This window comes from Microbacterium sp. NPDC019599, assembly GCF_040632175.1.
Classification (GTDB): Bacteria; Actinomycetota; Actinomycetes; order Actinomycetales; family Microbacteriaceae; genus Microbacterium.
Genome location: NZ_JBEYBL010000008.1, coordinates 114,573 through 139,841, shown reverse-complemented (window position 1 = coordinate 139,841; position 25,269 = coordinate 114,573). Strand labels below are relative to the sequence as shown.

The window sequence follows — 25,269 nt, the reverse complement described above, 5'->3', positions numbered from 1 at the left end:
GATGGCAAACGAGTTCGTTGCGGGCGCACGAGTGGTACCTTCATCGGGCGATGCCCGGACAAGGATCGAATCGGTTGTGCCTCGGCCACTTCACCATTTGTGCCAGCCGGACGCTCACACCGTCGGCGGCGGGGCGGGGCTCGATCTCGAAGAGTCCGATCTCGCCGACGAGGTCGGAGAGTTTCGCGTCTCCCCAGTTGCGTGAGTCGAAGTCGGGTCGCTGCTCTCGCACAACTGGCCGCGCATCATCGTGTGGCCAAGCCTGGGCATCCTCGTCATCGGGCTCACCGAGGCCGGAATCATCTACGCGAACTTGATCTAGACACCTTTGTCGGGATCCGCGAAGCGCCGAGGCCCTTCACCCGGCGTGCGTCTGGTGGATCCAGCCGCCCCATTCTTGCTCGTCGTCTGCGTTCGTCCAGGAGCGGGGCTTGAAGCGGCCGTGTTCCGGCGAGCACTGGCTGTAGTACGTCTGACGCAGGCGAGGCAGAGCCAGGCTGAGTTCTTCGTGCCATCCGAGCGGCCCGAATCCGTTATCCGACGGATCGAATGCGACGGTGTGGGAGGCGTGGAGCGCGGCGAGTTGCTCGACGAGGTCGCCGTGCTTGTACCAGCACACCGGCACGACCGACTCCGAGATCTTGTAGCGGACCGTGAACCACTCGACCCAGTCGCGCAGGGAGTCCCACGCGGCTCGGGCGTCAGCATCCTTTAGCGTCCGCCAGTCGACGGGTGCCGACGATTCGGCTGGGATCTCGAAGTCGACGTCGCTGATGTCTTCACGCAGGAGGAAGTCGAAGTCGACGGGGTTGCGCTGAGCGGTCATGATGCGGTCCCCTCGAGCGGGTGGAGCCTGGGGCGGCGCGGCCCTGAGGGCGAGCTCGATGCTGCGCGACGGGCGCGGTGGCACAACAGTACTGCGTCACCGGTCGATGAGCTCGTGCGAGTTTCTCCGAGCCCGCCACGGGGAGCGACTCTCAGTCGCCAACCCCGAACACCCGCATGAGCCCGGCGCGCGGGATCATGCGGCGTGGGCCGAGCTGGACTGTGGGGATCGTCCCGCTGTCGATGCCGAGCTTGATCGTGCGGTAGTCGACGCCGACGAGCTTCGCGGCATCCTTCATCGTCAGAGCCAGGCAGTCCTGAGATCGGTTCATCGCCCTTCCTTCCCTAGAGCCAGGAGTGACACTCTCCCTGCGTCGCACGCTACCACATATCTGAGCCAAGAGCGACAGTCTTGTTCACGAATCGCCGCCGACCTGGAATAGTGGGCTCCATGGCAGAAGTCGAGACATACGACATCAGCGAGGAACGCCTCGATCTCGGCAGCGGCGTAACCGTGCCGAAGTCGTGGCATGCGCGCGTGTCGGGCGAGCAGGACGTGCCCGCGACGATCACCGTGCGCGTCGAATGGGATGCAGCTCTCGGCCGTTCCGTCGTCGCTCTTGCCGCACTCGAGCGGGAGGGGGGCGGCGTCGACATCACCAGTCAGGTGCTGCGCGAGGTGCGCACGCATTGGATCATGACGAAGTCAGCCTTCGCCGTCGTCACGGTCGACGTCGAATCCGCCGACGGCTACAGCGAGCGGATCCCCGTGGGAGAGTTTCTCGCGCGCGAGCAGACACGCGAAGATCGCGAGCCCTCGGACATCCTTTACGACGCGGTCGCCGTCTACCGCGTTGCGACGGCGCTCAGCTACCCCCCGCTCAAGCTCGTTGCCGACACGCTCGATATCAGCCAGAGCACCGCGACCCGCCTCATGAGTCGCGCTCGCGATTCGGGCCTCGCGCCGGAGGTGCGAATCCAGGAGCCTCGACGGGCGCCGGCGGTTGACCCTTTCCTTCATCGGAGTGGGCCGATCACGGGCTCCGGCCGGCCCGGGGGCCCGTCGATCGGGCGCTGACAGCAACTCGGCGCAGACAGCGGCATTGGAGCACTTTGCCCTACAAGGCGCGACATGATGATCAGACCGCTCAAAATCAGCGTCTTCAGTTAGCGTGCAATAACCATTTGCCCGCATCCTCTCCCGGCATGCCCCCGCATGCCGCTCCACGACTGGGATTCTTGCCCGCAATTTGCCCGCATTCCATTCGCGGTTGGCTGTTTTCGGACGTCGTTCGATGTCGTCGAACTCTCGAAAACCCGCGTAATTCCGCGGAAGTTGCCGTTCGATGGCGCTATGCAAAATGCTCAAAACGTGTTCGAGTCCCTCCAGGGGCATCGCTTGCCTTGTACCCTGACCGATGATGTCGAGCGCCCAACGCTGTGCGCGTCGCGAGCGCTCGCCTGTCTGCGTCTGCGCCGCGACTTGACTCCTCGGCCATCGGCCGAGCATGCTCCGCACGGCGGGGTTGGCGCGGCAATGCGCCTGGACAATCTTGGGCAGTTCGATCAACATCACCCTCGAGAGCAAGTTCCGCACGGCGTCGGCTGCCTCGCCCCGTGTGCCCCCTTCTGGCTTCATGATTGGGTCATACAGCGTCTGCGCTGGCGTCGTGACCAGCGCGTGCGCGATTTGGGAGTGTGGGAGTGTCGATCGAGTCGGTCGAGTTCGTGGGAATCGGTCACACTTCTCGACCTTCGAGACCGCCAGGCGGCATGTGGCGTCTGCCAACCATTCCCGCCTAGCTTTTGCGCATGAAGCTCTTATCCCTTCAGGCGCCGTCGACACGTGCGGCGAGTTCAGACGGCAGCACCAGTGCCCTTCATGCAGGGGTGGGTGTGGACAACTGCGGAAGTCAGTCTCGTCGGTATGCCTACAGAGACGGTGTTTCTGGGCGAAACGCTGCCGGGTACGGAAGCAGATGAGTTGTGGGCGCAATTCATAGCGCGTCTTACGAGTTGAAAACCTCCGGGGGATCTCGCCAACGGCCGGCAGGAATCGCCCATTGGCGGCCAGCGGCCTCTTCGCGCAGGTGCGTTCTTTCGTGGCCGACACCATCGGCCCTGCCCACCGAAGCGTCATCGCGCCGCGGATTGAGACCCTCGTCGACGGGATCACGCAGGTGCGCGGGCGGTGACCGAGCATGGATCGAATCGGCCCGCTCGAGCTCGATGGGACCGTGCTTCACGATCGACGTCGTCCTCGGCACCAAAATGCTTCGGATCATTGGCAGCCCCACCGAGGACGAGGCGATCGCGCTCGCCAAGCGGGTGCTGGGTGTGAACTGACGAGAAGTCTCGTGCCCAGCAGTGCCGGTCGTCCGGTCCCTGGTGCGGTCGCCACGGCTGGATGTCCCATAGTTCCGGTCGGCTTTCGCGGGGGACCATCACCCTGGCGACCCGCCGGTGACAGGGCAGTTCCACTTTCGCCCCAGGCTGCGCGTCCTCCTGTGCGTCGCGGTTGCGCTCCGTTCAGACCTGTTGACACGCCAATGGGGCAGGAACACAATGGGCCTGCAATCCTTCGAACGACCGCGTCGATGAGAGGTATCGCCATGCCGGACGACGAGAGAAGATTCGAGCTCAGCCTGCAGGATCTCGAGGGACTCACTCCAGCCAAATTGAATGAGCTCAAAGAAAAGCACGGGCTCAGCATCGAGATCAGGTCGAGTTCGTCGGGGATCAACGAGATACTCGACTCGCTCGGCAAAGTCGAAACCCTGACGGGACACGAGAGAGGCTTCGACCGCACCGACCCCGGGTACAGCCGGAGCTACGACCGCGAGGTCAGCACGCTCGAGGCGCTCAAGGACGAAGTGATCAATCCGGCCATCCTGAACCGGAACATCGGAAGGATTCAGCCAGACCTTCCTCAGTAGTCTGACAGTCTCCCTCCATCGATGGGACCGCAGATGACAGAGGACGGGATCGAAGCCCTTCTCACCGACGAGCACGGCGAACCGCGATATGTGAGCCGGTACCTTCTGCTCAAGCTCGCGCAGCGTTGCAACATCGCGTGCACGTACTGCTACTGGTTCCGTGACCCCAGCGTGTACGAGAAGCCGGCGCTCCTCACCGAGGAGGCGGAGACCGCGCTCCTCGCGCGCCTGGGACAGCACGTCGACAGGTTCCAGCTCAAGAGCTTCTTCATTCTGCTCCATGGCGGTGAACCGACCCTCATCGGCAAGGATCGCTTTCGTCGGCTTGTATCGTCCCTCCGAGAAGTCGAAGAGTCTCACGGTTTCGAGCTCAAGTTGGCGATCACGACGAACGGGATCCTCGTCGACCGCGAATGGGCGGAGATGTTCGCGCGATTCAGTGTCGGAGTGACCCTCAGCATCGACGGTCCCGAGGCGGTGCACGACGCTCGACGGATTGATCACCGCGGACGAGGCACGTACAAGAAGGTCATCTCGGCGATCACGACCCTCCGCGAAGCGGGGGTTGAACCCGGCATCCTCGCCGTCTGCGATCCCGAACGATCTCCGGACGAGATGCTCGACCTCTTCGTCGACGACCTCAACGTGGGGTTCGACATCTTGGTGCCTGACGCCAACCACGACGACGCTCCGCCGAGCATCGCGGCGTACTACATGCGCCTGTTCGACAGGTGGTACGACCGGTACGCAAGCGAGAAGGTGCGCATCCGCTTCATCGACAGCATCGTCAAAGGCCTGCTGGGGTATCCGAGCGAATCGGAATCGATCGGATACGGCCCCGTCACGACGACGACCATGCTCACCGACGGAAGTCTGGAGCCGCTTGATGTGCTGCGGGCGACACGGACCAACATCACGAAGACCGACCTCAATATCCAGACGAATAGTCTCCAAGACATCCAGACAGACCCCGTATGGCGAGAGATCCTCTATGCATCCCTCAATCTCGCCGCCGTCTGCCGCTCCTGTCCCTTCGAGTTGTCCTGCGGCGGCGGCCACGTCGCCTCCCGATGGTCTTCGAAGAATCGGTTCGACAACCCCAGCGTGTATTGCGATGACTTCAAAGCGATCCTTGGTCATGCATGGGAACGGATGAGGCCCGATCTGTTCGTCCAGACGGAACAGCAGCTCATTCCCCTCATGGAAGCCTGATGCACCCGCCGGCGGCTACGAACGACACGGCGGTGCTTGAAGGCGACGAGGCCCGCGCCAACAGGGAGCATCCCTTTTCGCGCATCCTCGCCGACGCTGAGTTTCATGGAGCTCCTTTCCCATACTTCGTCGCCAACAGCGTGCTGCGGGAAGGCGATGCCGCCGAGCTGCGCGACTTCTTGCGATCGATCGACCGCTGGACGCTCAACGAGGGTTCCTTCTTCGAGCAGTACGAAGCGGACCTGGCGCACCAGCCTTTCCCATCAACGTGCCGCAGGTTGGTCGGCGTCGAGGCCATTGCCCAGGTTCGCGCGTCCCTCGAGGACGCGTTCGACTGCGCGCTCGAGGACCGCGCGAAGGTCATCGCCCACATGATGACGCCCGGCCAGGGCATCGGCATCCACAACGATGATCCGTTGGACGGCGATGAGACGCACCGGTTCGTGTTCTACCTCGGCGACGAGTTCGCCGACGCGGACGGCGGTCACTTGCTGCTGTTCAACCGGCCGCATGCCGACCATATCCACCGCGTCGTGCGACCAACCCATAACAGTGGGTTCGGATTCGCGATGTCGTCTCGCTCATTCCATGCTGTGAGCGAGATCCGGTCGGGTATCCGCTTCTCTCTCGTCTTTTCGTTCTGGGAAGCAGCCGCCGACAAGCCAAGGCTCGCGAAGGAGGGCCGTCCGGAGCGCGAGTTCATCAGGGTGCCGTCGACCGCCGGCGCCGACCGTGAGACAGCACGGCAAGTCGCATTCGAGCTGTTCCCCATGCGCTATCCGGTCGAGGTGACCGCAGATGCCGACGGTTGCACTTTCGCTCTCGAGCCGTCTCAGAGTCCAGGGGTACTGCGAGACTCCCAGTTACCTGAACAGCTGGCCGCAACGGTCGGAGCCTCGCTTTCCGAGCGAGGCGCCTACAGGGTGCTGCGTTGCTTTGAAGATGACCGGCTGTACCTGCGAACGCTGGACCACCAGTGGGCGCTCTGGGCGTGGTCCAAGTGGATCCGCCGGACGGGATGGCGGGGCCCCCTGCACCTGCTGCATCTCGATGCCCACGACGATCTCGCATCACCGCCTCTCGCGTGCACCGACTCTCCGGCGAAATTCTCCCTGCCCTTGAGCGGATCGGTCCTCGATACGGCGGATCCCTCGACCGTCGCCCAGGCGATCCTGCGCGGTCGCATCGGCGTGGGCAGCTTCATCGCACCGCTGATCGGCGGGCCGAATCGGATCGACATCCTCCACGCCGTTCCAGCCGAAGTCGAGCGCCACGTCGTGGCCGTCTCCCGTGGCGAGGAACCGTTCACAAGTGGGCTGCCCGGCATGAAGCCGCGAGTCGACCGCGACCCTCTCGTCGCCGACGACCGGGCCAGCACCTACACGATCGGTTCCGTCGCTGACATCGCGACCCTCGAGGTCGTCGCGCCTGTCCTCCTCGACATAGATATGGACTTCTTCAGCAATCGAGTCGGCGCCGACGACCCTGACGCTCAAGTCGATGAAGGGCTCCAGGGTGTGCTGTCGAGGATCGAACAAGTCGGCGGGTGCCTCGCGAGCAACCAAGCGCTGCAAGAGAACGTCGCTGTCGTGACGGTCGCACTCTCACCCGGCTTCTTCCCCTCCGAGTACTGGAGCGCCGCCCTTCCCGCCGTCGAGAACGCCATCGCCCGCGCGCTGCACCCCTTCGCGTCACTCGGCACCCGCAGGTGACCGACCCGCGTGCTGAGCCGGGACAGTGGCGTGAAATGGGAGGCGCGGGGTGAAGGATGATGCGAGCCGACGAACGGACACGCTCACGCGCATTGCCGAAGTGCTCGGTCCGATGTACGGGTCGGAGCGCCTGGCCCCGTTCCTGTATGCGCACCTCCGGATGCGAGCGCCACGCACCGTGGTCGAACTCGGCACAGGCGTCGGCGTGTCTTCGTTCTGGATGGCCAAGGCCCTCGAAGACAACGGCCACGGACACCTGTGGACCATCGACTCCTTCGATGCGCTACGAGATCCCGTGGAGCTGCGAGCGCTACGCGACCTGCTCGGCGCCTGCGGCCTGACCGACGTGGTGGGCGCCGACGCGCCGGCGTTGCTGCGCGAGGTCGCCGAACGGTTGGGATTGTCGTCGCGCATGAGCATCATCCCGAGCCGGCTCAACCTGGATCAGGACGGACATTTCGCGCGCTATGACTTCTCGTCGAAAACTCTCGATTTCGTCTTCTCGGACTTCCTGCATGGGCCCGACCACATCGAGCGAATCCTGGGCCACTTCCTGCCTCGTATGTCCGATGCGGCCGCGATCCTGATCGATTCCGTCGCGTCGGAGGTCGCGTCGTATCTCGCCGTAGAACGGTTCGTCGCGGATCTCAACTCGGGTCGCACGCCTCCTTCGCTCAGCAGAGGTTGGCTCCCCGGCGACCACGACGCTGTATCAGCGCGGACTTACCGCCTTCTGCATCTACGCGATCAGACGGGCGGCCCACAACGAACGACGACCTGGATAGACATCGAGCCACGCAGACCGTGGCCCAGCGACGCCGCGCTCGGCGACCATCTCCCGAGATGAGGTCGCTCGAGAGAGTCCCTCCAGGGGCAAACGTCCTCCTCAGACGGCGAAGAACCGGCCCCCGCCCACCATCCGGGCGGGGGCCGACTCACCTGATCAAGGAATCACCGCCGCGCGAACCTCCTCATCCCAAGCAGCGCAATGCCGAGCGCCAGTGCCGCAGCACCCCCGACGCCCCATGGCAGCGGGTTGTTCAACCCCGTCACCGCCAGCCCAGGCGGGTTGCTCGGCGGGTTGGCGCACGTCGCCGTGGCCTCGGGGTACTCGACGACCGTCTCGTAGGTCGGGTTGACCTCGAAGATGACCGTCACGCCCGCGCGGGTCCACGCGAAGTTGCCGGTCGTCTCGGAGTAGGTGCCATCCGGGTTCAGCACCCAGCCGGGCCACTGCAACGGTGGTGTCGCACTGGCTCCGGGCCACAGGAGGGTGCCGCTGAGCGGCTGGTTCGTCACCACGTAGTCCGGGCCATCCGGGTTGACGAACGTGATGGTGACGGGAGTGTCGCTGTCAGGCACGAAGCCCTCCGGCACCGTCACCTCATAGCCGAGGTACGGCACGTTCCCGACGCACACCGAGCCGATGTCACCGGGGATCAACGGGCAGTCCTCGTCGGTGAACTCGTACGTGATCGCGTACGTGAATGTCCCGTTCCCTCCGTTGTCGACCCATCCTTCGGGGACGGCCACGACGACGAACCCTTGCTGGACGGACGCCAGGACATCGAGGTTGGCCGGATCCTCGGCATCCACCCAGTCGTAGTGCACGCCCTCGGTGTCCTCGGGCAGCACCACGGCGTCGTTCGCCGTGAAGCATTCGTCGACGATCGTGGGCGGCGTGAGGGTGACGATGACGTCACACGGCTCATCCGAGAAGTCCGCCTCGTTGAACGCGAAGCGCCACATCCCGTCCCCTTCCATGACCCAGCCGGCCGGCACGTTCACTGCGACGTAGCCGGTCGCGACGACCGCGAGGATGTCGAGCCCGTCACGTGAGTACGTGACGCCCTCGGTGTCGTCGGGCAGGACATACATGTCGTTGTCCATGCCGCACTGGTCGTCCGCGACCGGGGTCACGAGCGTCACCTCGATGTCACACGGCTCGTCCGTGAAGTCGGCCTCGTTGAACGCGAAGCGCCAACTTCCGTCCTCCTCCATGACCCAGCCGGCCGGTGCGTTCACGACGACGTAGCCCGACGCGATCACAGCGACGATGTCGAGCCCGTCGCGCATGTACGTGACTCCCTCGACGTCGGCGGGCAGGACGTACATGTCGTTGTCCATGCCGCACTGGTCGTCCGCAACCGGCGTCACGAGCGTCACCTCGATGTACTCCAGACACGCCGGGTCATCCGGCGGGAGCTGGCTCAGATCCGGCACCGTCCATTCGATCTGCACACCCTCGGGGAACACGAAGCCCTCGGCGGGCTCCGCCGTGTACCTGATCGAGTTGTCCTCATTGATGAACGAGTTCCAGATGATCCCCTCTCCGAGTGAGAAGGAGACCGAGCCGGCCGCATCACAGGTCGGCGGCGTGAACTCGAGCGTCGGCGTGACCTCCACGGGCGGCGGATACGACGGCGACGGCTGCGGCGTCGGTGCGAGGTACGGCTCGGGTTCGGCTTGCACCGTCTCGACAGCGACCTCGGCCGGCTCTGCCACCGGCTCCGCGACCGGCTCTGCCACCGGCTCCGCTGCCGGTTCGGCAGCGACCGCCGCATCGTCGACCGCGGCGCCTTCGTCGACGACCACCGTGGTCGCCGCGTCAGGCGGGGTCTCCTCGGCTGCGGCCCCAAGTGCCGCCAGCGGGGCGATCACGAGGGCCGCGGCCAAGGTCGCCCCGGTGATCACCTTCCACTTCATTCTCATGGCCATTTCCTTTCGGGTAACCCTGGATTCCCCACCAGGGCGCCACTCTCCGCGAACGCGCGCTGGAACGCGCTCGGGAGGTCATCGCAGCGGCTCGCTCACGGAGCGCGCGATCCTGCACGCACAGGTCGGAGACGCAGCCGTCGGTACGCCGCAGCCGCGGCCTGGCTTTCGTCGTGGCGTCCATGCCACACCTGCGCAAAAGGCTGAAGGGCTTCCCGCCCCCAAGCGGCGAGAAGTGTTTCGGGTATCCGGACACCCGTGGGCGTCCTGATGAGCGAACGATAGCCCTAACCCCGCCCGCGCGCGAGGGCCTTGCCCCAGGAATTTCACAGGATGCTGGCGCCGCAGGCGTCGGGCGGTGTCGAGACCATCCGCGCACGGTGAAGCGGACAGCACTCCCGCGGCATCCCCATCAGGGCCAGACTGAGGTCGTCGGGCGGAGTCGATGGGAGCGACCATGAGCGAGACCTGGACCGGAACCGGTACGGCCGAAGACCCGTGGCGGCTGCGCACAGCGCCGCTGTCGTCGGAGTACACGATGCATCGGGACGACGCCTCCGACCCCCCGCTGCTCGTCTGCCAGGTCGGGAGCACACGGCTCACGTACCTCGCGCGCGCTATCGAGGACCTGCACGCCGAGCTCGTCCGTCGCGGCGATTGGGTCCCGCTCGGGGCCGCCGACGAGCAGAAGGACGCGGCGCCCGGCACGGTCGAGGAATGGGGACGCTCGGCCGACAACCCGGTCGGCGGGTGGTACGGCCAGCGCAAGGGCTATCGAGGCCGCTTCGGCATGTACCTGCCGCCTCTGCTCGAAGCCCTCGGTCTCGCCGAGCTCGAGCACAACCCGCGGAACAACCGTATGCGGGCGATCCCGCAGACCTGATCGGCGGATGCTGTCACCACAGCCCCGATGGCAGGCCGGGAGGCTCGATAAGGTCGTGCCTATGCGCACGAAGCCTCTGGGTGCCCTCGCCGCCGTGACAGCATCCCTCGCCGTCGTCCTCTGCGGACTCTCGGTGGTGCTTCCGCTGCCGTCGCCGATCGAGATCGCATTGGTCGTGGCAGCCGTGCTGCCGCTCGCGACCGCGGGCGGTCTCCTCGGCGCTGCTGTCGCCGCGCAGAGGAAGTCGGCGGCGTAGGCGCCGGCGCAGCGCCCATACGATCGCCTCATGACGCCTTCGACACCGGACGCCGTCGAGCCGGGGATCTATGAGCACTTCAAGGGACAGCGCTACGAGGTGATCGGAGTCGGGCGGCACAGCGAGACGGAGGAGGAGCTCGTCCTCTACCGTCAGCTGTACGGCGAATACGGCTTCTGGGTGCGGCCCCTCGCGATGTTCCTGGAGCGCGTCCAGCACGAGGGCGCCGAGGTGCCGCGCTTCAAACGGATCGCCTGACCCGTTGCCCGAACCGGCAGAGCCGCTGCACGGCCTGTCAAGCCCTTCGCGACCGCCCGGTCGTCGCTCGATGATCGAGGCGATGCCGCACCCGTCGGCGGTCACCGCGAGGAGGTTCGGATGCCGGATTTCACCCCTGAGGAACGGGGCTTGCGCCCGGGCGAGGCGATCGTGTTCTGTTCGTGGATCGCCGTGCTGGCCGTCGGCCTGACGTACATGATCGCCATCCCGCTCGTGGGGCGCTGAGCCATGCGACCCCTGCGAGACAACGCTCTGAGCCTGCTCTTCGGCGGGCTGTTCATCCTCGCCCTCGTCGGGCAGTCCGTCGCCGGCTACTTCGAGAGCAACGAGCAGCTCGCGCAGCACGGGATGCCGCTCCTGAGCTTCGGCAGCTTCCTGACGTCGTCCGAGTTCGTCGTGGACGTCGCGGAGAACTGGCAGTCCGAGTTCCTCCAGTTCTTCCTCTTCATCGCCGCGACCATCTGGCTCGTCCAGCGCGGGTCGCCCGAATCGAAGAAGCCTGGCGACGAAGGACCGGGCTCGGATGAGGAGCAGCTCGTCGGCGACCACGCGCAGCCGGACTCGCCGTCCTGGGCGAAGTCGCGGGGCCTGCGCCAGGTCGCCTACTCGAACTCGCTCCTGCTCGTCATGGGGATCGTCTTCCTGCTCTCGTGGCTCGCGCAGTCGCTCGCGGGCATCGTCGTCATGAACTCCGAGAACGCCGAGCACGGACAGCCGGCCATCACGTGGGCCGAGTACCTCGTGACGCCCGACTTCTGGTCGCGCACGCTGCAGAACTGGCAGTCCGAGTTCCTTGCGGTCGGCGCGATGATCGCGCTGTCGATCTTCCTCAGGCAGCGCGGATCGAGCGAGTCGAAGCCGGTCGGCGCGCCGCACCACACGACGGCGATGTCGTCCGACTGATCCCGCCCGCGTCGGGCCGAGCAGCCGCAGGGCCGCCGCTCATGCGGCGGCCCTGCGGTGATGGGTGAACCCGCGAGGTCACTCCGAGATCTCGGCGACGGTCTCTCCTGCCTCCTCCGCTGAGAGCGACAGCGCGATGTCGGCCTGGCTGATGATGCCGACCAGCTCGTGGCCGTCGATGACGGGCAGCCGCCGCACCTGGTACCGCTTCATCATCTCGAGGGCTTCTTCGATGTCGTCGTCGGCGCCGATCGTGACGGGCTTGCCTTCGCCGAGCGATCCCGCGCTCGTCGCGGCCGGGTCGCCGCCCCGCGCGATGCACTTCACGACGATGTCCCGATCCGTCACCATGCCCTTCAGGCGCTTGTCCTCGCCGCAGATCGGCAGCGCGCCGACGTCGAGCGAGGCCATGAGCTGCGCCGCGTCGACGAGGGTCTGGTTCTCGCCCACACAGCGCGGGTCCGCGGTCATGATGTCCCTTGCGACAGTCATCTGTCCGCTCCTTTCGGTTGCCTCGACGCTACGAACACGCGGTTGCGACGACGCAGGGGCTTGACACCCTGCGAGGCGGCGCGTAGCCGGGGGAGCGGATGCTGTCGCTCAGCGCCGCAGCGTCTGCGAGGGATGCTCCCCGAACTCCGCGAGGTACTGCTGCGCGAAGCGCCCGGTGTGGGCGAAGCCCCAGTGCTGCGCCACGGAGCGTACGGTGCGTCCCGAACCGGCGCCCTCCAGGAGCTCCTCGCGGGCCAGTCGCAGCCGTCGCCTGCGGAGGAACTGCATGGGCGTCGTGTCGAAGCGGCGGCGGAAAGCATCCTGAAGCGATCTGGTCGTGGTCCCCGCCGCGATCGCGATGTCGCCCACCGTGATCGGCTCGTGCGCGTGCGCCTCGATGAAGGCGATCGCAAGTCGGAGGCTGCGGCGCTGCGCGCCGCCGTCGGTCCGCGGCTCGAGATCGAGGACGGGGAATGACGAGAGCAGCGACACAGCGGCGTGCCGGATGACCTGCGCCCGCACCATCTCTCCCACGGTGGCTGCGGCGTCGCCGAGCAGGAATCCGTCGAGCGTCGCCAGCGCGTCCGCGGCGAGGAACGGCCGCCGGCGCTGCTCGTTGATGCGGTCGAATCGGAACGCGGCCTCCGGGATCCCTGTGATCGACTCGGCCACCCGGTGCAGGTACGCCCCCGGGAAGCCCACCGTGCGCAGGCGCGCGCCCGAGAACTCGACGCGCATCTCCATGCCCGGCGGCACGATGAACGGCACCGACCCCGAGCCGCGCTCCTCGCCGACGCGCCAGCGATGCCGGCCGTGGACTGCGTGCGCGAACATCACGTCGTCGAACGAGTCGGTGCCCGAGCGGCAGCGCCCGCTGAAGCGCAGCGAGGCGACCGAGGTGGATTCGTCGTGGATCGCCGTCATCTCGTAGCCGAATCCGCGCTTCGGCAGGGCCGAGAGGTCCATCTCGCTGCCGTAGAACTCGCTCATCGACCGCTGGGCTTCGTCGACGCTGGTGGTGCGGGCGAACCGGCGGCGCGCAGCATCCGCTTCGCTCAGGATCTCCGTCATGCGGCGACGGTCCCGGCCGACCGGGTGCGGGTGACGCCGCACGGGTCAGCCCTCTTCGACGGATGCCTCGGTTGCACCGACCTCGGCAGGCTCGGGGACGAGCTGGAGGCCCCCCGGCGAATTGGCCGCGTACATGAGGGCATCGAGCCACGTGCGATTGAGGCGCGGCGTCCGGCTGCCGTGGAATCGGAACACGAGTCCCGCGTGCGAATGGATCCAGACGCTCGTCCTGCCTCCGCCGTTGGAGAGCTCGTCACGCCAGGAGAAGAAGAACGCCTCGTCGCGGCGGAGCTTCGTGCCGATGACCACCTGCAGGTGGGCGAGCGCCCGGTCGTCGAACTCGACACGCACCGAGTCCTCGTAGCTGAACTTTCCCATCGACCCTCCGGCGCCAGGTTCTCAGGCCCTCGGTCGCACATGAGCGGGGCAGTCCACTGCGCGCAGGACTGATCCGCCGCGCGATGCGCTTCTCGATGTGAAGGAGGCGCGATCGTGCGTCCGGATCCGGCGCGGCGGTCGGTGGCGCGCAGGCGACGTCCGACGGTTTCGGGCTCGGTCGGCATGGATCTCCTGGTGCAAGGGGGCGACATAGGGTGCCTTGAACGGGATCCAAGGACAACGGGGTTGACTTGCCGCGTGGTCGACAGGTGTTGAAGGTGCCCACATCGCACCTTGCGCCCGCCCCGGCTACAGGCCGAGGCCGGGAGTGTCAAGACGGTGGCGGGTGTTCGACGAAGAGCGGATGCTGGGTCTCGGACCCGATCGGCGGCACGCCCCAAGCGACCCTGCGCTCGCGCCTCCGGTGAGTCCGCGATGGAGGCCCGCATGGGCAAGCTGATCTACGAAGGGGCCGTCAAGGTCGACTTCGACGACCGCACGCTCGCGCACCTTCAGTTGGTGATCGGCGCGAAGCTCCGCCGGGGGGAGCCCTTCCACTTCACGTGGAAGGACGACGTGAGCATCGGCGATGGCCGCACGTCCGTCTGGCTTCACCCGCGCTGCTCGCTCATCTACAAGTTCTACGGCGGCCGCAACCCGCGCCTGAACCCCGCGTGGATCGACGCGCTCGCCTACACCGCGAACTCGCCGGGCGGGCTGTATGTCGTGCCCGAGCCGGCGGAGCGCCCGCTCCAGGACACGGCGGGGGAGACCCTCGCGGCGCTCTGACGCCGCGCATCTCGGGGCGTCAGGCCCCAACGGTGCCCGGCGGATGCGTCGCCGCTGGACGCGGGCGGCTGGCCGCGTCACCCAGGTGACCTGCCCGCCGGGCGCGTCGGCCCGTGAGGCGGCCCGCGTCGCGCGTCAGCCCTTGACGCCGCCCGCGCTGATGCCGTGGATGATCTGCTTCTGCGCGAGGAAGAAGATGATGATCATCGGCGCCGTCGCGATGACGCTCGCCGTCACGATGATCTCCCAGTGCCACTCGCCGCCGAAGCCGAACGCGTCCACGAGTGATTTGAGACCGCGCGGGATCGTGAAGGTCGATCGGTCGCGGAGGTAGATCAGCGCCCTCATGAGGTCGGTCCAGACCGCCTGCACCTCGAAGACGAAGGTGACGGCCAGTGCCGGTCGGCTGAGCGGCAGTGCGATGCGCCAGAAGACGGCCCATTCCGAAGCGCCGTCGACCTTCGCGGCGTCGAACAGATCCGGGGGAAGCCCGAGCATGAACTGCCGAAGGAGGAACACGTAGAACGCGCTCGCGAAGAGGTTCCCCGCCCACAGCGGCACGAGGGTTCCGACGAACCCGAGCGCGTTCCAGATGAGGAACGTCGGGATCATCGTGACGGCCCCCGGCAGCATCATCGTGGCGAGCACGAGCCCGAACAGCGCTCCGCGCCCGCGGAACCGGTAGTGGGCGAAGGCCCACGCGACCATCGAGCTCGACAGCGTCACCGTCGTGGCGGCCAGGACCGTCACGAGCGCCGTGTTGAACAGCCACAGCGCGAGGGGAGCCTCCTGCCAGACGGTCGCGTAGTTCGCCCACGTGAACGTCTCGGGGATGAGCTTGTTGTCGAACACTTCGCCGCGCGGCTTGAAGGAGGCGCTCACGAGCCAGACGAACGGGTAGGCGAAGACGACGGCGAGAGCGGTGAGCGCCGCGATGACGAGGATGCGGCGGATGCGGCGACCGCCGCGCGCGGCGCGACGCGAGACGCGGCGCCGGCGCGGCGTGCCGTCGCCGATGTCAGCGGCGAGCGTCGAGACGGGAGCGCTCGGTGCCGGATCGACGGGATCGTCGCGGTGGGGGACCTCGGGGGGCAGCACACGAGTCATCGCCGGTCCTCGCCTTCGTAGTAGACGAGTCGTCGCGACACGATCAGCTGGATGCCGGTCACGACCATGATGAGCAGGAACAGCACCCACGCCATCGCCGACGCGTACCCCATGTGGAGGAACTGGAACGCCTGCTGGAACAGGTAGATGACATAGAACAGGGCGGCGTCGTTGCTGTAGGTCGTGTTCCCCGCGCCGAAGAACGCGGTGTAGGCCTCGTCGAACGTCTGCAGGCCCGCGATCGTGTTGACCACGATGATGAAGAACAGCGCCGGGCTGATGAGCGGGACGGTGACCGAGAACGACTGCCTCCAGAACCCGGCACCGTCCAGCCGCGCCGACTCGTAGAGCTCCTCGGGCACCGCCTGCAGCGCGGCAAGGAGGATGATGACGGATGCCCCGATGGTCCAGAGACTCATGATGATCAGTCCGGGCTTGACCCAGGCGGAATCCGTCGTCCACGAAGGCCCGTTGATCCCGAACCAGCCGAGCACGGTGTTGAACAGCCCGTTCTGGCCGTTGAAGAGCAGCAGGAAAAGGATGCCGACCGCCACGGGCGGCGTCATCTTGGGCAGGAAGAACACGGTCCGGAAGAAGCCGGCGCTGCGGCCCGCCCGGTTGAGCAGCAGGGCGAGCGCGAGCGAGACCACGACGTACAGGGGCACCTGGACCGCCGTGAAGAACAGCGTGTTGCCCAGCGCGAGGGCGATCTTCGGGTCCTCGAAGAGCTTGACGTAGTTGTCGACCCCGACGAACCGCGGGTCGTTGATGACGTCGTAGTCCGTCAGGGACAGGTAGACGCTGTAGATGAGCGGCCAGGCCGTGAAGATGAGGAAGCCGATGAGCCAGGGGCTGAGGAACAGCATCGCTGCCGTGACCTCGCGCCGCCGCGCCCGCCGCCTCGAGCGGGTGCGCGAGGCGGGGGGAGCGGCGACGGCTGCCGGCTCTTTCGTGATGGGCTGGGCCGACATCGTCGTCACTTCTCGGATTCGAGCGAGCTCCACGCGTCGTCGAGAGCCGCTTGCGCGTTCTCCTGCGCGGTCGCGAGAGCGTCCTGCGGCGTCGCATCGCCGGACAGCACCGAGTTCACGGCGTCGAAGAGCGCCTGCTTGAACTCGGCGTCGGCCGGGTTGGCGGGCATCGCGAACGTGCTCTCGTTGGCCTCGTACATCTTCGCGACGGCCGTGTCCCACGGCTCGCCGCCCGAAGTCGTCATGTCCTGGATCATGGCGTCGGCCTTCGCGTTGCCGGTGAGGATGCCCGTGAAGGGCTTGTCCTCGGCCTTGCGGGCCTCGATGCGGGCTTCGGCCGCGGCTTGCCACGCATCGATCGACGTCATCGCGCGGGCGAAGCGGCAGGCCGCTTCGGGGTTGTCGCTGCCGCTGGGGATCGCCCAGGCGGATCCGGACGCGAACGCGATCGTGTTGCCGGAGCGGTCGCGCACGGTGTCGAAGGCCATGGGGGCATCGGTCGACACGTCGTTGAGGACGTTGACGTACCACTGCTCCATGGGCATGGCACCGAGGACGCCCGTCGCGAACTGGTTGCCCTCACCAAAGAAGTCGGCGGAGTCGCGGTAGGCCTTGACGGCGCTGAAGCCGCCCTGGTCGTCGTAGATGGAGACGGCCCACTCGAGGGCCTCCTGCACCTTCGGGTCGTCGAGCTGGGCGGTCCTGCCATCCTCCGAGATGAGGTCGACGCCGTTCGCCTTGGCCCACAGCGGGAGGAACTCGGGCAGCTTGGAGTCGTAGCCGATCACCTGGATGTCGCCGCCGTCGCCCTTCGCGAGCGCGGCGCTCGCGGCGCTGACAGCCTCCCAGTCGGAGCCGTTGACGTCCTCGACCGTGAGCCCGGCCTCCGAGAGCAGGTCGGCGTTGGCCATCGTGAGCTGGACGGTGTTGAACTCGGGGATGCCGTACACGACGTCCTCGAGGGTCACCTGGTCGATCGCCGCCGGGACGAAATCGCCCGTCGTGATGCCCTCACCCTCGATGCAGCGGTCGAGCGGCACGATGGCGCCTCGCGCTGCGAGCGAACCGATCTGGTCGCGGCTCGCATAGACGATGTCGGGCGGGTTGCCCGTCGCGACAGCCGAGAGGAACTGCTGCAGATCGAGATCACCCTCGGTCAGGCTGACGTTGACGTCGCCGAGCTGCTCCTCGGCATAGTCGACCCGGCTCGTGGCCACCTCGTCCACGCCCGAGAATCCCATGACCGACAGGTCGCCGGAGAGTTCGGCATCCGTGCTGTACTCCGCGCCTGAGTCGTCGGCTCCACCCGTCCCCACGGCGCAGCCTGTGACGCCCAGAGCCACAGCCGACGCGATCGCACCGACGGCGAGCTGTCGCTTTCCCATTCGCATGATGCACCTCCACCGCCGCATGGAAGAAGCGGGCGGTGGTGTGAACGTAGGAAGGCTCCGACGACATCACCGAGGGGATTGACACCGGCGGTGCTCGGGCCTAGTCGCGAGCCTGCGGGCTACCGTTCGAATGGTCGGCTGTCAAGGGATTCCGGGCTGTGCGGCGATCTGGCAACGTCTCTCGTGACGGCTGGCGGGGATATCCATGAAGCGCATCGACATCTACTACGGCGGAGAGCACTACAGCGTCGGCGGGCGCCGACTCGACGATCTCCAGAGGGAGATCGAATCGGGGCTGCGAGCAGGCGTGCACTGGCTCGAGGTCAACGACGGCGAAGGAATGCGGCGCCCGGCGCTGCTCATGCTCACGCCGGGCGTCGAGCTCGCGGTCGTACCGATCCCCGACAACGAGGCCGAGATCGTCGGAGACTCGTGGGACCCTGCGGGCGCGACGGAATCCTACGTGTGAGGCCCGCCGCCGAAGCGGCGGGCGTCCGCGCGAGTCAGTGGGCGGCTTCGTACGCTTCGAGGACGGATGCCGGCACCCGGCCGCGCTCGGAGACGGTGTAGCCGTTCGACTTCGCCCACTCGCGGACCGGGCCGTAGTCCTGCTGCCCGGTGCGACGGCGCTTGCGGCCGTCCGACGCTGCGGCGGATCCTCCTCGGGGACCGCGCCCGGCCGTGACCCTTCGCGCGGCGCCGACGTATGCGGCCACGGCGTCGCGCAGAGCGGCCGCGTTGGCATCGGTCAGATCGATCTCGTAGGCGACGCCGTCGAGAGAGAAGAGCACCGTTTCGCCTTCTCCCACTTCGAGGACGGTTCCGTCCAGGTCGTCGACGAGCTGGTGCACAATTTTTCGGGCCATGACAATGACAATACCCGCAGTTATCGCCGCAGACTATGTGCGAATTGATGCGACAATTCCCGCATCACCGGAGCGCGAATTCATCCGCGCTCAATTCGATCAGGGGAGAAGTCCGGCGCGCCTCGCCGCGAGCACGGCGGAATGGCGGGTGGAAGCATCCAATTTCGCCATCGCCGATTGCAGATACGACTTGACCGTCGCCTCCCGCAGAGTGAGATTCGCCGCGATCTCGCCGTTGGTCGCGCCGAGCGCGGCGCATGCGAGCACGTCGAGCTCGCGCGGTGAGAGGCGGATGTCGAGCCGGACGCCGGGGGGCTGTCCTCCGGATTCCGACAGCGAGGCGAGGCGGCGCTCGAGCTTCGCGAGGCGCGCGCGCAGCACGGGGTCGTCCGTCGACGCGGCGATGCTGCGCACTTCGGCGTAGCTCTCGCGAAGCTCGTCGCGTGCCGCGGCGGGCATCGTGTCCGGGTCCGTGGGAGGCAGTGCGCGGAGGCGCCGGTCGACCTCGTCGCGCACACGCAGCTCGATGGCGAGCTCTTCGGCGACCCGCAGGGCGGGCGTCACGACGGACTCGCCGACGGGTGACGCGGACCACGAGCCGCAGTAGACGACGCCGCGAGCCCGCTGGCCCACCACGACGGGTGCCGCGAAGAGGGTCGCGATGCCCTCGCCCAGCACGGCGCCGTCATAGTCGTGCGTGATCCCGCGCGCCGACCGGTAGTCCACGGCGAGACGGGGCCGGCGCTCGACGAACGCCCGCCCGCCGAGGCCGCGACCAGCCTCCACGACGAGTCCCTCGAGGCTGCGCGTGCGCGCCCCCGCGATGGCGCTGACGTGCACCGCGCCGTCGCGCACGAGCCCGCCGAAGACAACGGGGAACCGGCTGCGGCGGGCGAGATCGCTCACGGCGCGTGCGATGAGCCGGATGTCGGAGTCCGAGCCCCCGGGTGCCACCATGCACCACCTGCTTCCGGGTGGACGGCGCCGCCGCCGCGAATCGTAAGCGTCGACCCTACCACCGCGAAGATGCGCCCCGACCGGAGTGGATCCGGCCGGGGCGCGTGCGCACGGACGGCCTACTCGTCCGCGGCGCGCTCGAGGTCCAGGAGGTAGCGCTTGACCTCCGGGTGTCCGCCGTACTCGCCCAGCGACCCGTCGGACCGGACGACGCGGTGCACGGGGACGATGATCGAGAAGGGCGTCGTGGCGCACGCGGTGCCGACGGCGCGTGCGGCGCCGGGGCTGCCCGCCGAGATCGCGACCTCGCCGTAGCCTGCGGTCTCGCCGTACGGGATGTCGCGCACAGCCTCGAGCGCCGACCGGCGGAAGCCCGCGACGAGGCGCCAGTCGAGCTCGACGTCGAAATCGCGGCGCTCACCATCGAAGTACTCGTCGAGCTGGACGTCGATGTCGCCGCCGGCGTCGTCGTCGGGAACGGGGACGGCGTGCAGCTGCAGGGCGATGCGGGCGAGTTCGGCATCGAGGGGGCCGTCGAACGGGTGGAGCGTCACGATGCCCTCGGAACCCGCCACGATCAGGATGTCTCCGATCGGCGAGGGGTGGACGCGGAACGAGATGTCGGTCATGCGATCCATCCTCGCCGCGCTCCGGCGGCCGCGGTCGGGAGGGGAGTGGACACGGCGGAACACGGCCCCGAACCGGGGGCTGGGGAGGAAAGGCTGGTCATCCGGCGTGTCGGCAATCCCGCGAAACTCGGACCGGCATCCCTTCTCCTGCACGGGCGCCGCATACGCTGGCTGGTGTGTGGCGAGCAGAAGGAAGCGCCGTGATGGGCGCGGAAGACCAAGTGCCCGCGGCACTCGTGACCCCAGCAGACCTGGGTCTGTCCGAGCCGGGGGTGACGGTCGTGCACATCGCCGAGCCGGAGCGCGACAGGCTGCGCCGCGAGATCGCGCACCTCGGCGGTCGCTCGACCCTGCTCCACTACGCCGACCCCGGCGACGCCGGCATCGAGATCACGCAGGCCCACCCGGGCAGTCTCCCGCAGTTCATCACAGGGCGCTCGACGCTGCTGTCCAACCTCTTCCGCGACGAGGTCGTGCTGCGCTCCGCGCGGATCGCGGCCGAGCGGCTCACCGCGAAGAACGTCGAGCTGCGCACGGCTCGCGGGCTGGACGCCATCCGGCTCGGCGTCGCGCTCGCCTCGTGGCGGATCGGCGGCCTGGAGTGCACGGCCCCCGTCCTGCTGCGCCCCCTCGCGATCCGGCGGCACCAGGCGGACTTCGAGCTCAAGCTGCACGGGACGTTCAGCGTCAACCCCGAGCTCGTCCGCGCCCTGCGCACGCACTTCGGCATCGAGGTCGACGGAGCCGCGCTCGCCGCGCTCGCCTCGGACGGCGGCGTGTTCAAGCCGCAGCCCGTCATCGACCACCTCCGCGCGCTGACGGCGCAGATCGACTCGTTCACCGTCAAGGCGCGGCTCGTCGTCTCGAGCTTCGCGGACGTGGGCGGGCCCATGGAGCGGGACGCCGTGGATCTGGACCACACGATCCTCAACGCCCTCGCGGGCCATGCCGACGACCGCGACACCCTGACGATCCGCCGCGAGGCGCCCACGCCGACGAACCCGGACGAGCGGGCCCCGGCATCCGATCTGCTCCTGCTGGACGCCGATGCCGAGCAGGAGCGGGTCCTCGCGCGCATCGCGGGCGGCCAGTCGCTCGTCGTGCACACGCTGCCCGGCACGGGCGGGACGCAGACGGTCATCAACACGCTCGGCGCGCTCGTCAAGGACGGCAAGCGCGTCCTCGTCGTGAGCGCCCGCCGCTCGACGCTCGAGGGCGTCCGGCACCGGCTCGCGAGCATCGGCCTGTCGGGGCTCGCCGTCACTCCGCGCGATCTGCAGCGTGACCTCATCCGCGCCATCACGCGCAACGAGAAGGCCGAGCAGCCCAAGGTCTCCGACATCGACGACGCCCTCGTGCGGCTGCGAGGCGTACTGCGCGAATACCGGGGCGCGGTCACGCGCCGTCACGCGTCGCTCGGCGTCTCGATGCTCGACATCCTCCGCTCGCTCGCGACGCTTCAGGCGCGGGTCCCGTCGCTGGAGACCGCGGCGCGCTTCGTCCTGCCGACGCTGCAGGCGCTCGCGAAGGGCCGAGCGGATGCCGCGGCCAAGCTCGCCGCCGCGGCCCGGCTCGGCGAGTTCCGCGTCGGGCCGGGTGAATCGCCCTGGTACGGCGTGACCTTCGCGACGACGGAGCAGGCGCGGGCGGCGCACGGCCTCGCGGGGTCCCTGCACCGTCGCGACCTTCCGGCCCTGCTCGAGCGCGCGTACGAGCTCATCGGCCAGACGCGCATGCGGCCGTTCCGCACGATCACGGAGCTCGGGGCCTATCTGCGACTGCTGCAGGGGATCCGCGACTCGCTCGACCGGTTCAGCCCGACCGTCTTCGAACGTCCGCTCGGCGAGCTCATCCAGGCGCACGGCCCGCGCCGGGACTCTCCCGAGCTCAGCGGCACGCGTCGTCGGCACCTGCGCCGACTGTCGCGAGAGTACGTGCGCCCCGGTGTGCACATCGCCGACATGCACGAGGGGCTCCTGCGCGTGCAGCAGCAGCGCACGGAGTGGCAGCGGCACGTCGACGTCGGCGTCGCGCCGGAGGTGCCGCTGGGTCTGGGCGACGTCCACGTCGCCTGGCAGCGCGTCGAGGCCGACCTCAGGGAGCTGGACCGCATCCTCGGGCGCTCCGAAGCCGACCGCCTGGCGACGCTGCCTGTGCCCGAGCTCGTCCGGACCCTCGCGGGCCTCGCCGCGAAGTCCGACGTGTTCGACAACCTCGTCGAACGCGCCGCGCTGCGCACGGAGCTGGCGGGCCTCGGCCTCGAGCATCTCCTCACCGAGCTGTCTGTGCGGCACGTCCCCGAGGACCGCGTGGGCGACGAGCTCGAGTACGCGTGGTGGCAGTCCGCGCTGGAGCATCTCCTGCGCACCGACAAGGCGCTCCTCGGTGCGAACACGGCCGTCGTCGACCGGCTCGAGCGGGACTTCCGGCTCGTCGACGAGGCCCATGCCGCGGCATCCGGACCTCTCCTCGCGGCGCAGCTGGCGACGCAATGGCGCATCGGGATCGTCGATCAGCCCGGTGAAGCCGCGGCGCTCAAGCGCGCGCTGAAGGAGGGCGTCGCCGACCCTGCGGAGCTCACGCGCACGGCGCCCACGCTCCTGCGCACGCTCGCACCGGTGTGGCTCGCGACGCCGTACGACGTGCCGGCGATTCCGGACACCCCCGCGTTCGACGTCGTCGTGATCGCGGATGCCGGCGCCCTGTGCCTCGCGGAGGCCGCGCCGGCTCTGCGCCGCGCGCGCCAGGTCGTCGCGTTCGGCGACCCCGTGACGCAGAAGCCGACGCCCTTCCGCGTCGCCGCGGGACCGGCGCGCCCCGAAGCCGAGGACGAGGAGCCCTTCGACGGCACGAGCGTGTTCGAACGGCTCGCGGAGCTCCTGCCGGTCGAGACGCTGACCCGGAGCTACCGCGCCGGCGGCGAGGACCTGGCCCGGCTCGTCAACGACGCCTTCTACGGCGGGGAGCTGGTCTCGCTGCCGTGGGCGGGCTCGTACCTCGGACGCGGGAGCCTCGGCGTGGACTACGTCGAAGGCGGCGTCGGGGCGCCCGACCCCGTGACGGGCGCCGTCGAGAGCCCCGACGCCGAGGTCAACCGCGTCGTGACGCTCGTCGTCGAGCACGCGATCAACCGCGCGTCCGAATCGCTCATGGTCGTGACGGCGAGCGCGAAGCACGCCGAGCGCGTCCGCGCCGCCGTCGAGACGGCTTTCGCCGGAAGGGCGGATGTCGCCGACTTCGTGTCGCGCGACACGGCCGAGCCCTTCGCCGTGCTGACGCTCGAGGAGTCGGTCGCCGAGAGTCGCGACCGCGTCATCTTCTCGCTCGGGTTCGGCCTGACGCGCCACGGGCGTGTGCTGAGCGACTTCGGCGACCTCTCGACCCCCGACGGAGACCGACTCCTGACGGTGGGGATGACGCGCGCCCGCCGCTCGATGGTCATCGTGTCGTCGATCCGGCCGTCCGCCTTCGACGACGGGCGCCTGGACTTCGGTGCGGCGACGCTCATGTCGATCCTCGGCGGGATCGCGGCGCGCTCGCGTGAAGCGCGGCTCGAGGACCTCGCCGACCCGCTGACCCGCGCGCTCGCGCACGAGCTGCGCGCCCTCGGCGTCTCGGTCGACGTGCACTACCGCGGGCTGCTCCCGCTCGTCGCGCAGTACGACGGCAAGGCGGTCGTCGCCGAGATCGATCCGGAGACGGTGGGGGAGTCGCTCCGCGAGTCGCTCCGCCTCCGCCCGCAGATCCTCCGGCGGCTCGGCTGGCACTACGTGCGCGTGCACGCGTTCGACCTGTACAGCGACCCCGCGGGCGTCGCGTCCAAGATCGCGGGGCTGCTCGGCGTGGCTCCCGAAGCGGTGACGGCCGACACCGACACCCAGCCGTTCGATGTCATCGAGTGAGGATCGCCAGAGGGTCCAGCGGGTCCCGGGCGCTCGCCGCGCGAAGCTGACCCCTGCCCCCGGCACGTCGGATGAGCCCGTGCCGGCTGATGAGAGCCCGGATGACGCGGCGGGAGCAGCATCCGCCCCCACCGCCGGACCGAACGACGACCGCATGCGCCAGGACGTCCCCCCGCATTACTGAGGGCGCGGGCTTTGCGGGCTCGCGGGTGGCACTCAGGGTCGGGGAGCGGGCGGCGACTGGTTCGCGAGGAGGTCGCGGATCTCGGTGAGGAGGGCCTGCTCCGCGGGAACCGGCTCGTCCTCGGGCTCGCCGATGTTCTTGCGGGCCTCCTGGCGCTCCTTGAGACGGTTCATCGGGTAGACGAAGACGAAGTAGACGACGATCGCGACGGCGACGAAGTTGATGAGGGCCGCGAGGATGAGCCCGATCGCGAAGTCGGTCGTGCCGCCGCGCACGTTCGGGACGCCGATGACGACCTCGCCCAGCGAGTCCGCCTGGAACACGAGCGCGATGAGCGGGTTGATGAGACCGTTGACGATCGCGGTGACGACGCCCGTGAACGCGGCGCCGATGACCACGGCGACCGCGAGGTCGATGACGTTGCCGCGGAGGATGAACTCCTTGAAGCCTTTGATCATGTGATGCCCCTCACAGTCGCCGGCTTCCGCCGGTCAGGAACCCGTCGCTGCGGGCGAGGCTTTCGCCTCGGACTTCGATCCTGTCGAAGATGACGACGAGTCTCCACCCGACGAGCCCGACGAGCCCGACGAGGCCTTCGAGTCCGACGAGGCCGCCGAGCCCGAGCCGCCCGATCGCGAGTCGGTGCGGTAGAAGCCCGAGCCGTTGAACGTCACACCGATCGAGCCGTACTCCTTGCGCAGCGGTCCGCCGCACTCGGGGCACTCCGTGAGCGCGGGCTCGGCGAAGGACTGGACGGCGTCGAAGCGGTGGCCGCACTGCTTGCAGGCGTAGGCGTAGGTGGGCATGGTCG

The 25,269-nt window shown here is 68.2% G+C and carries 28 protein-coding genes; 13 read left to right on the top strand and 15 right to left on the bottom strand.

All coding sequences use genetic code 11. The features are described 5' to 3' along the window. Positions 1 to 40 precede the first annotated feature (40 nt). The 3 genes from ABZ477_RS14395 to ABZ477_RS14385 all read right to left on the bottom strand — a co-directional run bounded on the left by ABZ477_RS14395 (position 41) and on the right by ABZ477_RS14385 (position 1,157). Positions 41 to 232: an OST-HTH/LOTUS domain-containing protein gene (locus ABZ477_RS14395; protein ID WP_360134312.1), complete on the bottom strand. Its 192-nt coding sequence runs from the start codon at positions 230 to 232 to the stop codon at positions 41 to 43. A gap of 126 nt (positions 233 to 358) precedes the next feature. Beyond that, a complete protein-coding gene (locus ABZ477_RS14390; RefSeq protein ID WP_360134309.1) occupies positions 359 to 826 on the bottom strand; it encodes a hypothetical protein in 468 nt (155 codons plus the stop codon). 151 nt (positions 827 to 977) lie between these two features. Then, positions 978 to 1,157: a helix-turn-helix domain-containing protein gene (locus ABZ477_RS14385; RefSeq protein WP_360134306.1), complete on the bottom strand. Its 180-nt coding sequence runs from the start codon at positions 1,155 to 1,157 to the stop codon at positions 978 to 980. 119 nt (positions 1,158 to 1,276) lie between these two features. Between ABZ477_RS14385 and ABZ477_RS14380 the strand changes: the two genes are divergently transcribed. From ABZ477_RS14380 to ABZ477_RS14360, 5 genes are all read left to right on the top strand, one after another. Beyond that, positions 1,277 to 1,903, top strand: a complete 627-nt coding sequence (locus ABZ477_RS14380; protein WP_360134303.1) for a hypothetical protein — start codon at positions 1,277 to 1,279, stop codon at positions 1,901 to 1,903. Positions 1,904 to 3,437: 1,534 nt separating this feature from the next. Further along, positions 3,438 to 3,761 (top strand): hypothetical protein, encoded by a 324-nt coding sequence (locus ABZ477_RS14375; RefSeq protein WP_360134300.1) that lies wholly within the window; start codon positions 3,438 to 3,440, stop codon positions 3,759 to 3,761. A 33-nt stretch (positions 3,762 to 3,794) separates the two neighbouring features. Next, positions 3,795 to 4,973 carry a radical SAM protein gene (locus ABZ477_RS14370; protein ID WP_360134297.1) on the top strand — a complete coding sequence of 393 codons (1,179 nt, stop codon included), beginning with the start codon at positions 3,795 to 3,797 and terminating at the stop codon, positions 4,971 to 4,973. Between the two features lie 32 nt (positions 4,974 to 5,005). After that, positions 5,006 to 6,685, top strand: coding sequence for a cyclophane-containing peptide 2OG-Fe(II) oxygenase YhhC (yhhC, locus tag ABZ477_RS14365; protein ID WP_360134294.1), 1,680 nt, complete (start codon positions 5,006 to 5,008; stop codon positions 6,683 to 6,685). A gap of 49 nt (positions 6,686 to 6,734) precedes the next feature. Beyond that, positions 6,735 to 7,532, top strand: coding sequence for a class I SAM-dependent methyltransferase (locus ABZ477_RS14360; RefSeq protein ID WP_360134291.1), 798 nt, complete (start codon positions 6,735 to 6,737; stop codon positions 7,530 to 7,532). A gap of 104 nt (positions 7,533 to 7,636) precedes the next feature. Here the strand turns inward: ABZ477_RS14360 and ABZ477_RS14355 are convergent, their stop codons facing one another. After that, a complete protein-coding gene (locus ABZ477_RS14355; RefSeq protein ID WP_360134288.1) occupies positions 7,637 to 9,397 on the bottom strand; it encodes a hypothetical protein in 1,761 nt (586 codons plus the stop codon). A 460-nt stretch (positions 9,398 to 9,857) separates the two neighbouring features. Here ABZ477_RS14355 and ABZ477_RS14350 point away from each other — a divergent pair, with 460 nt between their 5' ends. From ABZ477_RS14350 to ABZ477_RS14330, 5 genes are all read left to right on the top strand, one after another. After that, positions 9,858 to 10,283: a DUF6855 family protein gene (locus tag ABZ477_RS14350; RefSeq protein ID WP_360134285.1), complete on the top strand. Its 426-nt coding sequence runs from the start codon at positions 9,858 to 9,860 to the stop codon at positions 10,281 to 10,283. Positions 10,284 to 10,344: 61 nt separating this feature from the next. Continuing rightward, complete coding sequence (locus ABZ477_RS14345; protein WP_360134282.1) at positions 10,345 to 10,539, top strand: hypothetical protein; 195 nt, start codon at positions 10,345 to 10,347, stop codon at positions 10,537 to 10,539. Positions 10,540 to 10,569: 30 nt separating this feature from the next. Continuing rightward, complete coding sequence (locus ABZ477_RS14340; RefSeq protein ID WP_360134279.1) at positions 10,570 to 10,797, top strand: DUF1653 domain-containing protein; 228 nt, start codon at positions 10,570 to 10,572, stop codon at positions 10,795 to 10,797. A gap of 120 nt (positions 10,798 to 10,917) precedes the next feature. Continuing rightward, positions 10,918 to 11,043, top strand: a complete 126-nt coding sequence (locus tag ABZ477_RS14335) for a hypothetical protein (protein WP_360134276.1) — start codon at positions 10,918 to 10,920, stop codon at positions 11,041 to 11,043. Positions 11,044 to 11,046: 3 nt separating this feature from the next. Further along, on the top strand, positions 11,047 to 11,721 hold the full coding sequence (locus tag ABZ477_RS14330) for a DUF6766 family protein (RefSeq protein WP_360134273.1): 675 nt from the start codon (positions 11,047 to 11,049) through the stop codon (positions 11,719 to 11,721). Positions 11,722 to 11,799: 78 nt separating this feature from the next. On the opposite strand, the gene ABZ477_RS14325 is transcribed toward ABZ477_RS14330, so the two are convergent. From ABZ477_RS14325 to ABZ477_RS14315, 3 genes are all read right to left on the bottom strand, one after another. Then, on the bottom strand, positions 11,800 to 12,213 hold the full coding sequence (locus tag ABZ477_RS14325; RefSeq protein WP_360134271.1) for a CBS domain-containing protein: 414 nt from the start codon (positions 12,211 to 12,213) through the stop codon (positions 11,800 to 11,802). A gap of 108 nt (positions 12,214 to 12,321) precedes the next feature. After that, a complete protein-coding gene (locus ABZ477_RS14320; protein ID WP_360134268.1) occupies positions 12,322 to 13,284 on the bottom strand; it encodes an AraC family transcriptional regulator in 963 nt (320 codons plus the stop codon). A gap of 45 nt (positions 13,285 to 13,329) precedes the next feature. Further along, on the bottom strand, positions 13,330 to 13,662 hold the full coding sequence (locus ABZ477_RS14315; protein WP_360134265.1) for an ATP-dependent DNA ligase: 333 nt from the start codon (positions 13,660 to 13,662) through the stop codon (positions 13,330 to 13,332). Between the two features lie 447 nt (positions 13,663 to 14,109). Here ABZ477_RS14315 and ABZ477_RS14310 point away from each other — a divergent pair, with 447 nt between their 5' ends. Further along, positions 14,110 to 14,451, top strand: a complete 342-nt coding sequence (locus ABZ477_RS14310) for an ATP-dependent DNA ligase (protein WP_360134262.1) — start codon at positions 14,110 to 14,112, stop codon at positions 14,449 to 14,451. Between the two features lie 135 nt (positions 14,452 to 14,586). Here the strand turns inward: ABZ477_RS14310 and ABZ477_RS14305 are convergent, their stop codons facing one another. From ABZ477_RS14305 to ABZ477_RS14295, 3 genes are read right to left on the bottom strand one after another with little or no spacing between them, the layout of a single operon-like run. Then, positions 14,587 to 15,558, bottom strand: a complete 972-nt coding sequence (locus tag ABZ477_RS14305) for a carbohydrate ABC transporter permease (RefSeq protein WP_360134259.1) — start codon at positions 15,556 to 15,558, stop codon at positions 14,587 to 14,589. Continuing rightward, positions 15,555 to 16,529, bottom strand: coding sequence for a sugar ABC transporter permease (locus ABZ477_RS14300; protein WP_360134553.1), 975 nt, complete (start codon positions 16,527 to 16,529; stop codon positions 15,555 to 15,557). The genes ABZ477_RS14305 and ABZ477_RS14300 overlap by 4 nt, the downstream gene beginning before the upstream one ends. A gap of 5 nt (positions 16,530 to 16,534) precedes the next feature. Beyond that, a complete protein-coding gene (locus ABZ477_RS14295) occupies positions 16,535 to 17,914 on the bottom strand; it encodes an extracellular solute-binding protein (protein ID WP_360134256.1) in 1,380 nt (459 codons plus the stop codon). A 211-nt stretch (positions 17,915 to 18,125) separates the two neighbouring features. On the opposite strand from ABZ477_RS14295, the gene ABZ477_RS14290 reads away from it, so the two are divergent. Beyond that, positions 18,126 to 18,389, top strand: coding sequence for a hypothetical protein (locus tag ABZ477_RS14290; RefSeq protein ID WP_360134253.1), 264 nt, complete (start codon positions 18,126 to 18,128; stop codon positions 18,387 to 18,389). A 34-nt stretch (positions 18,390 to 18,423) separates the two neighbouring features. Here the strand turns inward: ABZ477_RS14290 and ABZ477_RS14285 are convergent, their stop codons facing one another. The 3 genes from ABZ477_RS14285 to ABZ477_RS14275 form a co-directional block, all read right to left on the bottom strand. Next, on the bottom strand, positions 18,424 to 18,786 hold the full coding sequence (locus tag ABZ477_RS14285) for an Lsr2 family protein (RefSeq protein ID WP_360134250.1): 363 nt from the start codon (positions 18,784 to 18,786) through the stop codon (positions 18,424 to 18,426). 99 nt (positions 18,787 to 18,885) lie between these two features. Then, positions 18,886 to 19,743: a LuxR C-terminal-related transcriptional regulator gene (locus tag ABZ477_RS14280; RefSeq protein WP_360134247.1), complete on the bottom strand. Its 858-nt coding sequence runs from the start codon at positions 19,741 to 19,743 to the stop codon at positions 18,886 to 18,888. Between the two features lie 119 nt (positions 19,744 to 19,862). Next, a complete protein-coding gene (locus ABZ477_RS14275; protein ID WP_360134244.1) occupies positions 19,863 to 20,372 on the bottom strand; it encodes a methylated-DNA--[protein]-cysteine S-methyltransferase in 510 nt (169 codons plus the stop codon). Positions 20,373 to 20,575: 203 nt separating this feature from the next. On the opposite strand from ABZ477_RS14275, the gene ABZ477_RS14270 reads away from it, so the two are divergent. Further along, a complete protein-coding gene (locus ABZ477_RS14270; protein ID WP_360134241.1) occupies positions 20,576 to 24,274 on the top strand; it encodes an AAA family ATPase in 3,699 nt (1,232 codons plus the stop codon). A gap of 216 nt (positions 24,275 to 24,490) precedes the next feature. On the opposite strand, the gene mscL is transcribed toward ABZ477_RS14270, so the two are convergent. Beyond that, the gene (gene mscL / locus ABZ477_RS14265; protein WP_360134238.1) at positions 24,491 to 24,916 is read right to left on the bottom strand and encodes a large conductance mechanosensitive channel protein MscL; all 426 of its coding nucleotides are present in this window, start codon (positions 24,914 to 24,916) and stop codon (positions 24,491 to 24,493) included. Between the two features lie 33 nt (positions 24,917 to 24,949). Next, positions 24,950 to 25,264 (bottom strand): FmdB family zinc ribbon protein, encoded by a 315-nt coding sequence (locus ABZ477_RS14260; protein ID WP_360134235.1) that lies wholly within the window; start codon positions 25,262 to 25,264, stop codon positions 24,950 to 24,952. Positions 25,265 to 25,269 lie beyond the last annotated feature (5 nt).

Coding starts and splice junctions, on each gene's coding strand:
- ABZ477_RS14390 (WP_360134309.1), bottom strand. CDS start 826: ATGACCGCTCAGCGCAACCCCGTCGACTTCGACTTCCTCCTGCGTGAA.
- ABZ477_RS14385 (WP_360134306.1), bottom strand. CDS start 1,157: ATGAACCGATCTCAGGACTGCCTGGCTCTGACGATGAAGGATGCCGCG.
- ABZ477_RS14380 (WP_360134303.1), top strand. CDS start 1,277: ATGGCAGAAGTCGAGACATACGACATCAGCGAGGAACGCCTCGATCTC.
- ABZ477_RS14375 (WP_360134300.1), top strand. CDS start 3,438: ATGCCGGACGACGAGAGAAGATTCGAGCTCAGCCTGCAGGATCTCGAG.
- ABZ477_RS14370 (WP_360134297.1), top strand. CDS start 3,795: ATGACAGAGGACGGGATCGAAGCCCTTCTCACCGACGAGCACGGCGAA.
- ABZ477_RS14355 (WP_360134288.1), bottom strand. CDS start 9,397: ATGAGAATGAAGTGGAAGGTGATCACCGGGGCGACCTTGGCCGCGGCC.
- ABZ477_RS14350 (WP_360134285.1), top strand. CDS start 9,858: ATGAGCGAGACCTGGACCGGAACCGGTACGGCCGAAGACCCGTGGCGG.
- ABZ477_RS14345 (WP_360134282.1), top strand. CDS start 10,345: ATGCGCACGAAGCCTCTGGGTGCCCTCGCCGCCGTGACAGCATCCCTC.
- ABZ477_RS14340 (WP_360134279.1), top strand. CDS start 10,570: ATGACGCCTTCGACACCGGACGCCGTCGAGCCGGGGATCTATGAGCAC.
- ABZ477_RS14335 (WP_360134276.1), top strand. CDS start 10,918: ATGCCGGATTTCACCCCTGAGGAACGGGGCTTGCGCCCGGGCGAGGCG.
- ABZ477_RS14330 (WP_360134273.1), top strand. CDS start 11,047: ATGCGACCCCTGCGAGACAACGCTCTGAGCCTGCTCTTCGGCGGGCTG.
- ABZ477_RS14325 (WP_360134271.1), bottom strand. CDS start 12,213: ATGACTGTCGCAAGGGACATCATGACCGCGGACCCGCGCTGTGTGGGC.
- ABZ477_RS14320 (WP_360134268.1), bottom strand. CDS start 13,284: ATGACGGAGATCCTGAGCGAAGCGGATGCTGCGCGCCGCCGGTTCGCC.
- ABZ477_RS14315 (WP_360134265.1), bottom strand. CDS start 13,662: ATGGGAAAGTTCAGCTACGAGGACTCGGTGCGTGTCGAGTTCGACGAC.
- ABZ477_RS14310 (WP_360134262.1), top strand. CDS start 14,110: ATGGGCAAGCTGATCTACGAAGGGGCCGTCAAGGTCGACTTCGACGAC.
- ABZ477_RS14305 (WP_360134259.1), bottom strand. CDS start 15,558: ATGACTCGTGTGCTGCCCCCCGAGGTCCCCCACCGCGACGATCCCGTC.
- ABZ477_RS14300 (WP_360134553.1), bottom strand. CDS start 16,529: ATGTCGGCCCAGCCCATCACGAAAGAGCCGGCAGCCGTCGCCGCTCCC.
- ABZ477_RS14295 (WP_360134256.1), bottom strand. CDS start 17,914: ATGGGAAAGCGACAGCTCGCCGTCGGTGCGATCGCGTCGGCTGTGGCT.
- ABZ477_RS14290 (WP_360134253.1), top strand. CDS start 18,126: ATGAAGCGCATCGACATCTACTACGGCGGAGAGCACTACAGCGTCGGC.
- ABZ477_RS14285 (WP_360134250.1), bottom strand. CDS start 18,786: ATGGCCCGAAAAATTGTGCACCAGCTCGTCGACGACCTGGACGGAACC.
- ABZ477_RS14280 (WP_360134247.1), bottom strand. CDS start 19,743: ATGGTGGCACCCGGGGGCTCGGACTCCGACATCCGGCTCATCGCACGC.
- ABZ477_RS14275 (WP_360134244.1), bottom strand. CDS start 20,372: ATGACCGACATCTCGTTCCGCGTCCACCCCTCGCCGATCGGAGACATC.
- ABZ477_RS14270 (WP_360134241.1), top strand. CDS start 20,576: ATGGGCGCGGAAGACCAAGTGCCCGCGGCACTCGTGACCCCAGCAGAC.
- mscL (WP_360134238.1), bottom strand. CDS start 24,916: ATGATCAAAGGCTTCAAGGAGTTCATCCTCCGCGGCAACGTCATCGAC.
- ABZ477_RS14260 (WP_360134235.1), bottom strand. CDS start 25,264: ATGCCCACCTACGCCTACGCCTGCAAGCAGTGCGGCCACCGCTTCGAC.